General features: G+C 72.1%; 11 protein-coding genes. 6 read left to right on the plus strand and 5 right to left on the minus strand.

The genetic code is table 11. The features are described from left to right. Nucleotides 1-19: 19 nt before the first annotated feature. Both StrepF001_RS02360 and StrepF001_RS02365 read right to left on the minus strand, forming a co-directional pair. Nucleotides 20-379 (minus strand): hypothetical protein, encoded by a 360-nt coding sequence (locus tag StrepF001_RS02360; protein WP_129796605.1) that lies wholly within the window; start codon nucleotides 377-379, stop codon nucleotides 20-22. A gap of 11 nt (nucleotides 380-390) precedes the next feature. Next, nucleotides 391-1,146 carry a LytTR family transcriptional regulator DNA-binding domain-containing protein gene (locus tag StrepF001_RS02365; protein WP_129797481.1) on the minus strand — a complete coding sequence of 252 codons (756 nt, stop codon included), beginning with the start codon at nucleotides 1,144-1,146 and terminating at the stop codon, nucleotides 391-393. Between the two features lie 77 nt (nucleotides 1,147-1,223). Between StrepF001_RS02365 and StrepF001_RS02370 the strand changes: the two genes are divergently transcribed. From StrepF001_RS02370 to StrepF001_RS02390, 5 genes are all read left to right on the plus strand, one after another. Continuing rightward, nucleotides 1,224-1,727, plus strand: a complete 504-nt coding sequence (locus tag StrepF001_RS02370; RefSeq protein ID WP_129796606.1) for an Lrp/AsnC family transcriptional regulator — start codon at nucleotides 1,224-1,226, stop codon at nucleotides 1,725-1,727. A 124-nt stretch (nucleotides 1,728-1,851) separates the two neighbouring features. Beyond that, nucleotides 1,852-2,664 (plus strand): dimethylargininase, encoded by an 813-nt coding sequence (ddaH, locus tag StrepF001_RS02375; protein ID WP_129796607.1) that lies wholly within the window; start codon nucleotides 1,852-1,854, stop codon nucleotides 2,662-2,664. Further along, the gene (rocD, locus tag StrepF001_RS02380; RefSeq protein ID WP_129796608.1) at nucleotides 2,661-3,887 is read left to right on the plus strand and encodes an ornithine--oxo-acid transaminase; all 1,227 of its coding nucleotides are present in this window, start codon (nucleotides 2,661-2,663) and stop codon (nucleotides 3,885-3,887) included. Before ddaH ends, rocD begins: the two co-directional genes overlap by 4 nt. Before the next feature lie 155 nt (nucleotides 3,888-4,042). After that, nucleotides 4,043-6,637 (plus strand): SpoIIE family protein phosphatase, encoded by a 2,595-nt coding sequence (locus StrepF001_RS02385; RefSeq protein ID WP_129796609.1) that lies wholly within the window; start codon nucleotides 4,043-4,045, stop codon nucleotides 6,635-6,637. Between the two features lie 124 nt (nucleotides 6,638-6,761). Then, nucleotides 6,762-9,914 (plus strand): NACHT domain-containing protein, encoded by a 3,153-nt coding sequence (locus StrepF001_RS02390; protein ID WP_129796610.1) that lies wholly within the window; start codon nucleotides 6,762-6,764, stop codon nucleotides 9,912-9,914. A 57-nt stretch (nucleotides 9,915-9,971) separates the two neighbouring features. Here StrepF001_RS02390 and StrepF001_RS02395 read toward each other — a convergent pair whose 3' ends face one another. The 3 genes from StrepF001_RS02395 to StrepF001_RS02405 all read right to left on the minus strand — a co-directional run bounded on the left by StrepF001_RS02395 (nucleotide 9,972) and on the right by StrepF001_RS02405 (nucleotide 11,919). Next, on the minus strand, nucleotides 9,972-10,787 hold the full coding sequence (locus StrepF001_RS02395) for an SAM-dependent methyltransferase (RefSeq protein WP_129796611.1): 816 nt from the start codon (nucleotides 10,785-10,787) through the stop codon (nucleotides 9,972-9,974). Between the two features lie 63 nt (nucleotides 10,788-10,850). Next, the gene (locus StrepF001_RS02400; protein WP_129797483.1) at nucleotides 10,851-11,063 is read right to left on the minus strand and encodes a DUF397 domain-containing protein; all 213 of its coding nucleotides are present in this window, start codon (nucleotides 11,061-11,063) and stop codon (nucleotides 10,851-10,853) included. Between the two features lie 25 nt (nucleotides 11,064-11,088). After that, nucleotides 11,089-11,919 (minus strand): helix-turn-helix transcriptional regulator, encoded by an 831-nt coding sequence (locus StrepF001_RS02405; protein WP_129797482.1) that lies wholly within the window; start codon nucleotides 11,917-11,919, stop codon nucleotides 11,089-11,091. 306 nt (nucleotides 11,920-12,225) lie between these two features. Here StrepF001_RS02405 and StrepF001_RS49390 point away from each other — a divergent pair, with 306 nt between their 5' ends. Continuing rightward, the gene (locus tag StrepF001_RS49390) at nucleotides 12,226-12,966 is read left to right on the plus strand and encodes an ATP-binding protein (RefSeq protein WP_129796612.1); all 741 of its coding nucleotides are present in this window, start codon (nucleotides 12,226-12,228) and stop codon (nucleotides 12,964-12,966) included. Nucleotides 12,967-13,069: the final 103 nt, after the last annotated feature.

Raw genomic sequence — 13,069 nt, forward strand, 5'->3', positions numbered from 1 at the left:
GGCGGGGACCTCGGCCGGCTCAGCGGTCCTCGACGAGACGCACGAAGTCCCGTTCGTTGCGCTCTGCGCGCCGCACATACCAGCGGGCGAGCAGCACCAGCGGCGCGTACAGGCCGAAGCCGAGCACCAGCCACTCCAGACGGCGGGCGTTCGGGGTCACCGCGAAAACCAGCGGCAGGGGGCCGACCAGCAGGCCGAGCACGGCGAACACGGTGAGCGCGGCGCGCAGTTGGGTACGCATCAGGGAGCGGACGTACGTGTGGCCGAGGGTGGTCTGTTCATCGATCTCGGTGCGTGGGCGGTAGTAGCCGGAGGCCCGGCCGGTGCGGCGGGGCGGTCCGGTGACGACGACGCGGCGTTCGGTCTGGTCCTGGGGCATGCGCATCTCCCCTAGCTCGTGGTCCGGCGCATCAGCAGGTCCCGCAGCTCACGGGCGTGGCGGCGGCTGACCTGGAGTTCCTCGGAGCCGACCAGGACGCTGACCGTGCCCGCGTCCAGGCGGAGTTCGCCGATGTGGCGCAGGGCGACCAGATGGCGGCGGTGGATGCGGACGAAGCCGCGGGAACGCCAGCGGTCCTCCAGGGTGGACAGCGGGATGCGCACCAGGTGGCTGCCCTTGCCGGTGTGCAGTCGGGCGTAGTCGCCCTGCGCCTCGACATGGGTGATGTCGTCGACGGCGACGAAGCGGGTCACGCCGCCCAGTTCGACGGGTATGTGGTCGGGGTCGGGCTCGTGCACGGGGATGCGCGGTGCGGTGCCGCGCAGTTCGGCGGCCCGGCGCACGGCCTCGGCGAGGCGCTCCTTGCGGACCGGCTTGAGCACGTAGTCGACCGCCTTGAGGTCGAAGGCCTGGACGGCGAAGTCCTCGTGGGCGGTGACGAAGACGACCAGCGGCGGCTGGGCGAACCCGGTCAGCAGGCGGGCCAGGTCGAGTCCGTCGAGGCCGGGCATGTTGATGTCGAGGAAGACGACGTCGATGGCCTCCGGCCCGTCCGGCCCGGACTCCAGGGCGCGGTTGATGCGGCGCAGCGCCTCGGTCGCGTCGCCGGCGCCCTCCGCGCTGCTGATCCGTGGATCCGCGTTCAGCAGGTACACGAGTTCCTCGAGCGAGGGGCGTTCGTCGTCGACAGCCAGGGCGCGCAGCATGAACGTGGAGTCTAGGAGCATTCCGTACGCCTGCACACGGGCCGGACGTGGACGTTTCCGCTGGATACAGTGCCCGCATGAACAGCAGGCCGGCATCCTTCGACGAGCTCGACCGGAAGATCATCACCGCGTTGATGGCGAACTCCAGGACCAGTTTCGCCGAGATCGGCACAGCGATCGGGCTGTCCGCGACCGCCGTCAAGCGCCGGGTGGACCGGCTGCGCGAGACGGGCGTGATCACCGGGTTCACGGCGACGGTGCAGCCGTCGGCGCTGGGCTGGCGCACGGAGGCGTACGTCGAGGTGTACTGCGAGGGCGCCGCCCCGCCCCGGCGGCTGGCGGAGGTCGTGCGCCATCACCCCGAGATCACGGCGGCGATGACGGTGACCGGTGGGGCGGACGCGCTGCTGCATGTGCGGGCGAGGGACGTGGAGCACTTCGAGGAGGTGCTCGAGCGGATCCGTGCGGAGCCGTTCATCAGGAAGACGATCAGTGTGATGGTGCTGTCCCACCTGCTCCCGGAGAGTCCTGAGGCGGGTGCCAGCCACCCTCCCCCGCAAGCCGCACCAGACGTGCGCTGAGGGCGTTCAGAACGCAGCATTCCTGCGCAGACACGCAGCTTTTGTTGCTTGTCGCCCGTCGTGGTCGCTTCCTACCTTGGTGTCAACCCTCAGTCGACACCGCTGGAAGCGGAGGTACCCCTCTGTGCCCACAAGCCGTGTGCCGCGTCGACGGCGCTTCCTGGTCTGCGAACCCAGGCACTTCGCCGTGCAGTACGCGATCAATCCCTGGATGCATCCCGACGTCCGCGTCGACCTCGATCTGGCCCAGGAGCAGTGGCAGGCGCTGATCCACACCTACCGGTCCCACGGCCACACGGTCGAGACCGTGCCGCCGGTGCCCGGGCTGCCGGACATGGTCTTCGCCGCGAACTCGGCGGTCGTCGTCGGCGGCCGCGTCTTCGGCTCCCTCTTCCACGCGCCCGAGCGCCGCCCCGAGTCCACCCACTACGAGACCTGGTTCAAGGCGGCGGGCTACGACGTCTACCGGCCCGAGAACGTGTGCGAGGGCGAGGGCGACCTCGTCTTCACGGGCCGGTACCTGCTGGCCGGCACCGGCTTCCGTACCACCCGCGAGGCGCATCGCGAGGTGCAGGAGTTCTTCGGCGTCCCGGTGATCTCGCTGACGCTGGTGGACCCGTACTTCTACCACCTGGACACTGCGCTGTTCGTGCTCGACGACGAGAACATCGCGTACTTTCCTCAGGCGTTCTCGCCCGGCAGCCGCGAGGTGCTGGAGCGGCTGTACCCGGACGCGGTGCTCGGCACCCGCGAGGACGCGATGGCGTTCGGGCTGAACTCCGTCTCCGACGGACACCACGTCTTCGTCCCGCCTCGCGCCGAGGGCCTCGCCTCACAGCTGGCCGACCACGGTTACGTCCCCGTCCCCGTCGACCTGTCGGAGTTCCACAAGGCCGGCGGCGGCATCAAGTGCTGCACCCAGGAGATCCGCCCATGACCGCACCCGCCCGTACCCGCGACTCCGCCGAGCTGATCCGCGCCGAGGAGCCGGTCCTCGCGCACAACTACCACCCCCTGCCCGTGGTCGTCGCCCGCGCCGAGGGCACCTGGGTGGAGGACGTCGAGGGCCGCCGCTACCTCGACATGCTGGCCGGCTACTCCGCCCTCAACTTCGGCCACCGGCACCCCGCGCTGATCGACGCGGCGCACCGCCAGCTGGACCGTCTGACCCTGACCTCGCGTGCGTTCCACAACGACCGGCTCGCCGAGTTCGCCGAGCGGCTGGCCGGGCTGACCGGCCTGGACATGGTGCTGCCCATGAACACCGGCGCGGAGGCGGTCGAGAGCGGCATCAAGGTGGCGCGCAAGTGGGCGTACGACGTGAAGGGCGTCCCCGCCGACCGGGCCACGATCGTGGTCGCGGCGGAGAACTTCCACGGCCGTACGACGACCATCGTCAGCTTCTCCACGGACGAGACGGCGCGGACGGGCTTCGGCCCCTTCACGCCGGGCTTCCGGATCGTGCCGTACAACGACCTGGCGGCGCTGGAGGCGGCGATCGACGAGACGACGGCGGCGGTGCTGATCGAGCCGATCCAGGGCGAGGCCGGTGTGCTGATCCCGGACGACGGCTATCTGGCGGGCGTCCGCGACCTGACCCGGCGCAAGGGCTGCCTGTGGGTGGCGGACGAGATCCAGTCGGGCCTCGGCCGTACCGGCCGTACCCTCGCCGTCGAACACGAGGGCGTCGTCCCGGACGTACTGCTCCTCGGCAAGGCGCTGGGCGGTGGCATCGTGCCGGTGTCGGCGGTGGTCGCGCGCCGGGAGGTCCTCGGTGTGCTGCGGCCGGGTGAGCACGGTTCGACGTTCGGCGGCAACCCGCTGGCGGCGGCGGTCGGCACGGCGGTGGTGGACCTGCTGGAGACGGGCGAGTTCCAGCGCCGGGCGGCGGAGCTGGGCGTGGTCCTGCGGGACGGCCTGGCGAAGCTCGTCGGCCAGGGTGTCGTCGGCTTCCGGGCGCGCGGGCTGTGGGCGGGCGTCGACATCGACCCGTCCCTCGGCACCGGCCGTGAGGTCAGCGAGCGCCTCATGCGGGAGGGCGTTCTGGTCAAGGACACCCACGGCTCCACCATCCGCCTGGCACCCCCGCTGACCATCACGGAACAGGAACTCCGCTCCGCCCTCGACACACTGGAGGCGGTACTGCTGCGAGGCGCGTGAGAGCACCCACTCCGGCGAGAGCCCCTCATGAGCGAGGTCCGCCTCGATCCCACTCGTCTGCCCTGCACGTGCCTCCGCGCGGCAGGGGCGACGGGCGAAGGGTGAAGATGGGTGGGAGAGGTGGTAGACCACTCTCAGCGACAGAGAGGTCGGCCGTGGGCACTTACGAGGACCGCGACGTCGCCCGTCGACGGTTCGACGTGGCGGATGCCGCGCCCCTGCTGCTGGACGCACGGGGCGTGGTGACGAGCTGGACCCGGGACGCCGAGCGCATGCTGGCGTACGGGGCCGCCGAAGCAGTGGGCACGAACCTGGCCGACCTGCTGACCGCCGAGGACGCCCGGCGGGTGCCGGAGGTGTTCGAGTGCTGCCGCAGGGACGGTGAATGGGCGGGGCTGCTGACGGCCCGGCGCAAGGACGGACTGCCCGTCCGGGTGATGGTGCGGATCACCTCCGCGCGGGAGACGCGTGGCCCCTCGCAGTGGCTCGCGCTGATGTCGGAGCTGGCGGACGCGCCCGGCTGGGACATGAGCCGCACCATGCTGGAACAGATCGTCGACCGCTCTCCCGTCGGCATAGCGATCGTCGACACGGACCTGCGCTACGTCTGGTCGAACGCGGCCCTCGCCCAGTACGGCGGCGGCCCCCCGGAACGCCGGCTGGGACTGCGGCTGGCGGACATCCAGCCGGGTCTGGACACCGAGGCGATCGAGGAGCAGATGCGGCACGTGCTGGCGACCGGCGAATCCGTGGTCGGCTTCGAGCACGTGGGACGCGTCCGGGCCGCCCCGTTCCGGGAGACCTCGCACATGATGTCGTTCACCCGGCTCGACGACGGCCACGGTCACCCGGTGGGGGTGTACTACATCGTCGTGGACATCACCGACCGGCACCGCGCCCGGCAGCGGCTGGCCCTGCTCGACCGGGCCGGCGAGCACATCGGCCGCACCCTGGACATCACGCGGACCGCGCAGGAGTTGGCCGACGTGGCAGTACCGGAGCTCGCCGACTTCGTCACCGTGGACCTGCTGGAGTCGGTGCTGAGCGGCGCGGAGCCCGCCCCCGGGCCACTGAGCGCCTCGGATCCCGTGCCGCTGCGCCGCGCGGGCCAGCGGTCGCTCGACGCGGTCCCGAGGGCCCTCTTCGGCATCGGTGAGGTGGCCACCTACCTGGCGGGATCGCCCCCGATCCGCTGCCTGATGACGGGCAGCTCCTGGCTCGAGGAGCGGCTCGACCCGCTCGGCGAGGAGTGGGCCACCGACGCGCGCGGTGGCCGGAGGTCGATCTTCCTGGAGCTGGGCCTGCACAGCGCGATGATCGTGCCGATCCGCGCGCGGGGCGTCACCCTGGGCGTCACCACCTTCTTCCGGCGCCGCCGCCACGAGGCCTTCGACACGGACGATCTGAGTCTGGCCGAGGACCTCGTCTCCCGGGCGGCCGTCTGCGTGGACAACGCCCGGCGCTACACCCGCGAGCGGGACGCGGCCCTGGTGTTGCAGCGCAGCCTGCTCCCGCACCGGCTGCCCGAGCAGGAGGCCGTGGAGGTGGCGGCCTGCTACCGGCCGGCCGACGAGCTGACCGGCGTCGGCGGTGACTGGTACGACCTCATCCCGCTGTCCGGTGCGCGGGTCGCCCTCGTGGTGGGCGAGGTGACCGGGCACGGCATCGTCGCGGCGGCGGAGATGGGGCGGCTGCGTACCGCCGTGCGGACTCTGGCCGCCCTGGACCTGCCGCCCGAGGAGGTGCTCGGTCACCTCGATGACCTGGTGGCGCGTTCCGAGCACGAGGACGGCATCACACCGGACACCGGAGTGACCGCCCCGGCCTGGGCGGCCGTACCGGCCGCGGAGGGAGCGGCACACACCGGTGGATGCGACGCAACTGCTCCCGCCGACACCACGGGCACCGCGCCCGACGCCGGAGAGACCGACGGCACCCGCCCCTCCGCGCCGGCCACCGACGCAGCCGCCGACGCCCGGTCCGGCGCCGGATGTGTGTACGTGGTCTACGACCCGGTCGACGGACGGTGCGCGATGGCCGCCGCCGGGCATCCGGCGCCCGCGGTGATCCTGCCCGACGGTACGGCCACGTTCGTGGACCTCCCCCAGGGGCCGCCCCTCGGCGTGGGCGGGCCGCCCTTCGAGTCGGTGGAGATGACCTTCCCACCGGGCAGCACGCTCACGTTGCACACCGACGGGCTGCTCGCCGGTGGGGAGGGGACCTGGACCGTCGACGCGGGCCGGGACCGGCTGCGGCTGGCCCTGGAACGGCCGGCGCCCTCGCTCGATGTCCGGTGCCGTTCCGTGGTCGACGCCCTGGTGCCCACCCGCCCGTACGACGATGTGGCCCTCCTGATGGCCCGTATCCGCCGCCTCGGCGCCGACCAGGTCGCGGACTGGGGCCTGCCCACCGACCCGGCCGTCGTCGCCGACGCCCGCAAGGCGGCCATGCGGCAGCTCGCGGAGTGGGGGCTGGAGGAGCTGGCGTTCACCACGGAACTCGTCGTGAGCGAACTGGTCACCAACGCCATCCGGTACGCCACCGGCCCCATCCGGCTGCGGCTGATCAGGGGGCGCGCCCTGGTCTGCGAGGTCTTCGACGGCGGCGCGACCGCACCTCATCTGCGCCACCCCCGCACCACGGACGAGGGCGGGCGCGGGCTGCTGCTGGTCTCGCAGCTCACCCAGCGGTGGGGCACCCGTTTTGTACCCGACGGAAAGATCATCTGGGCGGAGCAGTCGCTGACGTGACCTCCTGCGCAACAGGGTGACACGCCGCGCACCAGGTGCGAACGCCCGTCCTGCCGGTCACCCGTTGCGGCGAAGATCGTCGATCCTTCCCTGTGGGGGCGAACCGCCGTGTGAGCGTGGTCGTGTGCTTCGCCGTCTCGGACTGGGAGTGGCCGGTGCCGCATCAATCGCGCTGGTAGTCGCCCTCGTACGCCACAACGACGACAAGGACGCGGCCGCGCTGTGGGTCTCGGTGGTCTCCGCAGCGCTGGCGGTGTGCGCGTTCACCGCGGACCTCCTGCGTGGGCAGAGTGGCGCGGAGACCGCCGCTGCGGGGAACCGGCGGCTGCAGGCGGCCGACGACCTCGCCGAGGCGGTGCGGGTCCAGTGGGCCGCGGAGGCCCGGCTGCGCCGGTTGCAGGACCCGGCGCCCCTGGACGTCCACTGGTCCCGCGTCGGTCCGCCGCTCGCCGACCACCCGCGCAACATCGCGTGCGGGCTGCCGTTGCCGGCACCACGCGACGGGGACGAGCGGCTCGACCGGATCGTCGGGACGTTCCGGGCCGTTCCCTCGGGCCGGCTCGTTGTGCTGGGCGATCCGGGCGCGGGGAAGACCATCCTCGCCGTGCGGTTCGTGCTGGGCTCGCTCGCCGTGCGGCGACCGGGCGACCCGGTGCCGGTGCTCTTCCCCCTGGCGAGCTGGGACCCCCGGTCTGCACCACTGCGCGGCTGGCTGGCCGAACGGCTGGCCACGGAGTACCGGCCGCTGGCCGCCGTCCGTGACGGGCGCACGCTGGCCCGCGAGTTGCTGGACGAAGGTCTCGTGCTTCCCGTGCTCGACGGCCTCGACGAACTGCCGGAGGCCACCCGCGAGCTCGCGCTGCGGCGCCTGAACGCCGAACTGGACGAGCGGCTGCCGGTCCTGCTCACCTGCCGCACCGCTCAATGGGCAAGCGCCGTGCGCGGCGGCGATGTGCTGACCGCGGCAGAGGTCGTACGGCTGCGACCGCTGGACTTCGACACCGCACGGAACTACCTGGAGCGCACGGCCCGTTCGAGCTGTGACGGCTCCACGGCGTGGACGCCGGTGCTGGCGGCCCCCACGCCACCGCTCACGGACGTACTGACCACACCCCTGATGGTGGCCTTGGCGCGCACGGTGTACGGCGACACCTCCCGCAGCCCCGCCGAACTGGCCGACCCCGGCCGCTTCCCCACTGCGCAGGCCATCGAGGAGCACCTGCTGGACGCGTTCGTACCGGCGGCCTTCGCGGACGCGGAGGGCACCTGGCGCCCGGGCGCGGCCCACCACTGGCTGAGCCGCCTCGCTCGTGACCTCGGGCGCCGTCGCCCCGGCTCGACGCCCACCTGGCGACTGGCCTGGTGGGAGCTTCCGACGGTGATGCCGAGGGCGCTCGGGGTGATCGGACCCACGCTGCTGGCGCTGCTCGCCACTGCCGCGCTGCTGGTGCCGCTGGCCGTCAGCGGCGGAGGTGTGGTCGCCAACTGGGACAGCGGGCTGTCGGCCGTGCTCAACTTCGCGGGCATCGGGTCCGGCCTGTGCTTCGGACTCGCCTTCCTGCTGCCGGCCACCGCCGAAACCCCGCAAGGGCCACGGTGGTTGGCGCGCACGGCGGCGCGGACGACCGCCGCGGCCACGGTCGTCGCGGTGGGGCTGGGCCTACTGGTACCGCCCCTGGTTGGCGCACGCCTCGGGGCCGTGATCACCCCGAGACCCACCTGGTTCCTCAACGGGTGCTGCTTCGGACTGATCCTGGCGATGATGTTCGCCGTCGCCGGCCTGCCCCGGCGCCCCCTCCCGCTGGCCCTGCCCTGGGCGGGCAGTCCGAGCGGCCCCGTGGCCGTGCGCGTGGCGGGTGCCCTGGTCGTCTTCGCCGGTCTTGCGATCCAGGGCTATTACGGGGCGTTGGTCCCGGCCGCGACCTGCTGCGGGGCCGGGCTGCTGCTGTCCCTGGCCGGGCTTCGGCGCGGGGAACGGGCGGCAGCGCAGCATCCCGGTCCGGCCGCCGTGCTGCGCGGCTTTCGGCGCGGCCTGCTGCGGGGCTTCGTCGCGTGCACGCTGATCGGCGTCACCGCCTCGGCGGTCGTCGGATGCGTCAGCGGCGCGTTCGCCGCGTACCGGATCCACTGGCCCGCTCACCGGCTGCAGGGCGGTGAGGTCTTCGAGGGCTGGCGGCTCCACGAAACGGACGACGGTGAACGGTCCGTCCGCTCGACGGGCCCGCGCGAGGTCCTGCTCGTGGAACGCGCGGCGCTCGACCGGCCGTTCACCGTGATGAAAGGCGCCCGGATCTCGTGGGACGAGCGACTCGGGAGGCGGACGGAGGAGGTGCGGATCCGTGCGGGGAGCGACGGTTGGGTGGTCGACTGGACCGGCCTGCCCGACGAGTGGGACGGCAGAGCTGTCGACGCCCACAACCTGGTGGTCGCCCTGCCCGACCCCGTGAAGGTGTGGCTCGTGCACCGGCCCGTCGGGACGGTCGTGCGGGACGCCGTGGTTCCCCTCGTCTGGTTCGGGGTGCTGATCGGCGCCATCGGGGGCTGCGCTTCCGGTGTCTACCGTGCTCTGAACACACCGTCCGACACGATCCGCGCGGCCGGTCCGCAGAGCACCCTGCGCACCGACCGGGCCGCGACTCTCGCGCGCAGTGCGATCGCCGCTCTCCTGGCGGGCGGGGTCTGTCTGGTGCTGATCTCGGCGCTTCGGCGGGGCAGCACGCTGGGCACCATGCACACCGAACTGTGGGTGCCGGTCGGCACCTCCGCGCTCGCGCTCGGCGCCTGGGGGCGGATGGGCGCGGCCAGGATCTGGCTGGCCGTCACCGGGCGGGCGCCCTGGCGGCTGATGCAGTTCCTCGAAGAGGCGCACCGCCGTGGCGTGCTGCGGCAGTCGGGTGCGCACTACGAGTTCCGGCATCTGCGACTCCAGAACCGCCTCGCCGAGGTCGCCGGTGCGGGCTGTGAGCGCCGAGCCGAGATCCAGCGCGTCGCGCTGTGGGCCACCGCGGCGGCAACGGCCTGGCTGATGGCCTACCTGGCGGGCCGCCCGGTACTCGAAGCCCCTGCGGGCGATCGGCTGGACCCGTCGGAGACCGCCCAGGTGATCACGGCCGTCGGCGCACTGGGGACGGCGCTCGGTATGAGCGCGGCCGCGATCATCAAGGCCGTGGCCCTGCTGATCCACGCACGAGCCGACATGGAGCGGGCACGCACCGGCCGACCACAGGTGCAGGTGCAGCCGGAACCGGAGCCGGTCTCCGGCGACGAGCAGGCCTGATCCCTCGTGGGTCCGCGGCCGGGCCGGGGCCACAGGCCGGCCCCGGCCCGGGACGGTTCACGGCTTGCGGGCGACCGCCCCGTACATCGCGATGTCCTCGTCGCGGATGCCCTGCTCCCCCGCGCCGTCCGGGCGCCACTTGTGCACCTGGACGATGCCGGGGTCGACGAGTTCCAGCCCCTCGAAGAACTCGTGGGCCTCGTCGATGGTGCGCAGCCGCATCGGCATGTTGCGGGCCGCGTACTCGCGGGCGACACGGCCCACCTCCTGAGGCGCGAACTCGGCGGTGCCGATGGACATCGCCAGGTAACTGCCCGAGGGCAGCGGCTCCAGCAGGCGGCGGACGATGCCGACGGCGTCGTCCTCGTCGAGGACGAAGTGGACGATCGCGATCACCGTGAGGGCGACCGGCTGCGTGAGGTCGAGGGTCTCGCGCAGTTCGGGGGCGTCGAGGATGCTCGCCGGGTCGCGGAAGTCGGCCTCGATGTACGCGGTGCGCCCCTCGGGGGTGCTGGCCAGCAGTCCCTGGGAGAGGGTGAGGACGATGGGGTCGTTGTCCACGTAGACGACCCGCGACCCGGGCGCCACGGCCTGGGCGATCTCGTGGAGGTTCGGGGAGGTGGGAATGCCGGTGCCGATGTCCAGGAACTGGCGCATCCCCGCCTCCTCGGCGAGCCAGCGCACGGCGCGGTTCATCCAGTCCCGGTTGGCCCGCATGTGGATGGGCAGGGCGGGCCACTCCCGGGACATGGCGTCGCCCGCCTCCTTGTCCGCGGGGTAGTAGTCCTTGCCGCCCAGGATGTAGTCGTAGATCCGCGCGGAGTGCGCGTTCTCGGTGTCGATGCGGTCGGCCGGCCATCCGTTGTCAGGCAACGCCGTGTCTCCCATTCGGGTCGGGGCTTGGGGTGCGGGGAACGCTCAGCAGTAGCAGGGGAGTCAGAGGAGGAAGTCGGCGTCACCCGCCTTCACAGCCGTCAGGAAGTTCGACATCTCCAGTGGGGTGAAAACCAGCGCCGGACCGTCGGGATCGGTCGACTGGCGTACGGCGACGCGTCCGTCGGCGAGCTTCATCACTTCCACGCAGGCGCCTCCGGCGTCGTCGCTCCACGGCTTGGACCAGCCGCGTGCGCCCAGTTCCCGGGACGGCATGCCGTTGCGTATGTGGGGGTGCACCTCAGAGCTCCTTGCGAATCGCACCGAGCAGGGCCTCGGTCTTGCCGGCGGGCGCCGCCTGGGCGCCCAGCCGGTCCAGGGCTTCGCGATACACCACGACGTCGTCGCTCTTGTCCAGGTAGACAGCGCCCACCAGGCCGTTGAGGTAGACGATGTCGGGCAGTTCGCGGGCCCGGAACCGGAAGAGGTGGAACGCGCCCGCCCGCATGGCCGGGTGCGGGCCGTTCACGAACCGCATGATCTGCAGGGTCACCTGCGGCAGCCGGTTCATCTCGATCAGATGGTCGACCTGCGCGCGCATCACGTCGGCGCCGCCGACCGGCCAGCGCAGCACCGTCTCGTCCATCACGACCCACACCCGCGGCGGCTCCCGGCGGGTCAGCAGCTCCTGGCGCCGCATCCGCAGGGCGACCCGGCGTTCGGTCGCCTCGGCCGGGGCATGCGGATTGCCGGCGCCGAGCAGGGCGCGTGCGTAACTCTCCGTCTGCAGCAGGCCGTGGACGAACTGGTTCTCGTAGGCGCGGATCTGCAACGCCGCCTGTTCCAGGCTCAGATACGCCGCGAACCAGTCCGGCAGCACATCGCGATAGGTGTGCCACCAGCCGCGCTTGTTGGCCTCACGGACGGACTTCAGGAAGGTGTCGATCTCCTGCTGGTCCGTCACGCCATAGACTTGGAGCAGCTTCTCGGCATCCGCCAGCCTGAGACGGGCCACCTTGGCGGCCTCCATCCGGCGGATCGTGGAGTGGCTGACCCCGAGGGCAGCGCCCGCCTGCTCGTACGTCAGGCCGGCCCGCGTCCGCAGCTCCTCCAGCTGTCTGCCGAGGATCATGCGCAGGACGGAAGGGGCGCCGCCCCAGTCGGTCTCGGTCACGCCTCACCCCCTCACGCCGTCAGCTCCCGGGTCACCGTCTCACGCGTTCATGCTTGCCTGGTCATTCGATCACTTTCTGGCGGAAGCAGCATGCACTTGAGCCATTGCAATTTTCAACTTGCAGGTTGCGAACGGTAGTTGGCGGGTGCCACAGTGGGCTCACTGTCCTCGGCCGGCCGAAGAGAGTGACGGCTCGGTCCAGTTGGGGGAGACAGAGCCGCGACGACACCCGACGTCCGCACGGCACATGAAAGGCGTACGGCGATGGCTCCGCCCTCCCTCCCCCACCCGCTGGACCGACTGCCCGAGGACGAGCTTCCCGGCCGACTGCCGGGGCGGACCGTTCGGCCGTCCGGCGACGAGCCCTTTACGCGCCTGCCCGGTCCCGGGCTTCCCCTCCGGCCGGCACAGACGCCGCACCCCCCACAGCCACCCGGAGGCGAGCAGCACCCTGGTCGACTCCCCGGGCCCTCGGGCCCCGACCGGCTCGCCTCCGGGGACCCCGCTCCCCGCCGGAGTCACACATACGTCCTGCCGGCGGCCCCGGAGTCGGTCGGCGCCGCCCGCAGAAGCATGCGCGAGACGCTCACCGCGTGGCACATCGACACCGAAGCCCGCGACAACGCCCTCGTCGTGACCTCCGAGCTCGTCACCAACGCGGTCACGCACTCGGCGAGCGAGCGGATCGTGTGCCGACTGCACGCCACCGCAGGCCGCATCCGTATCGAGGTCGAGGACCAGAACCGCGGGACCGGTCTCCCGGCACCCCGGCAACCGGGTCCCGACGACCAGAGCGGGCGTGGGCTCCTCCTGGTCGAGGCGCTGTGCGACGACTGGGGAGTCCGGGGCACCCCGCACCGCGACGGGCGCATCGTCTGGGCCGAGCTGACGACGGAACCGAAGGATCCCGCCCCGGCCACACCGGCACCGACGGCGCTTCCCGCACGGTCCGTCCCCCACTCGGCCGAAGGACCCTTACCGCACGCTCCGACCGCACAGCCCTGACCTGCGACGGACCGAGCCCGCGTCCAGGGGCCGCACCGGTTCCCCATGACCACGCCTGCACCTAGACTGAACCCTCACGACATGCCGGTTGAGCTGCGAGAAC

Origin of the sequence: Streptomyces sp. F001, assembly GCF_004187715.1 — a bacterium.
GTDB classification, from domain to species: domain Bacteria; phylum Actinomycetota; class Actinomycetes; order Streptomycetales; family Streptomycetaceae; genus Streptomyces; species Streptomyces flavusporus.

Bases quoted from the DNA above. Each gene is read 5' to 3' on its own strand.
- StrepF001_RS02360 (WP_129796605.1), bottom strand. From the start codon at position 379: ATGCCCCAGGACCAGACCGAACGCCGCGTCGTCGTCACCGGACCGCCC.
- StrepF001_RS02400 (WP_129797483.1), bottom strand. From the start codon at position 11,063: ATGCCGTCCCGGGAACTGGGCGCACGCGGCTGGTCCAAGCCGTGGAGC.
- StrepF001_RS49390 (WP_129796612.1), top strand. From the start codon at position 12,226: ATGGCTCCGCCCTCCCTCCCCCACCCGCTGGACCGACTGCCCGAGGAC.
- rocD (WP_129796608.1), top strand. From the start codon at position 2,661: ATGACCGCACCCGCCCGTACCCGCGACTCCGCCGAGCTGATCCGCGCC.
- StrepF001_RS02405 (WP_129797482.1), bottom strand. From the start codon at position 11,919: ATGATCCTCGGCAGACAGCTGGAGGAGCTGCGGACGCGGGCCGGCCTG.
- StrepF001_RS02365 (WP_129797481.1), bottom strand. From the start codon at position 1,146: ATGCTGCGCGCCCTGGCTGTCGACGACGAACGCCCCTCGCTCGAGGAA.
- StrepF001_RS02370 (WP_129796606.1), top strand. From the start codon at position 1,224: ATGAACAGCAGGCCGGCATCCTTCGACGAGCTCGACCGGAAGATCATC.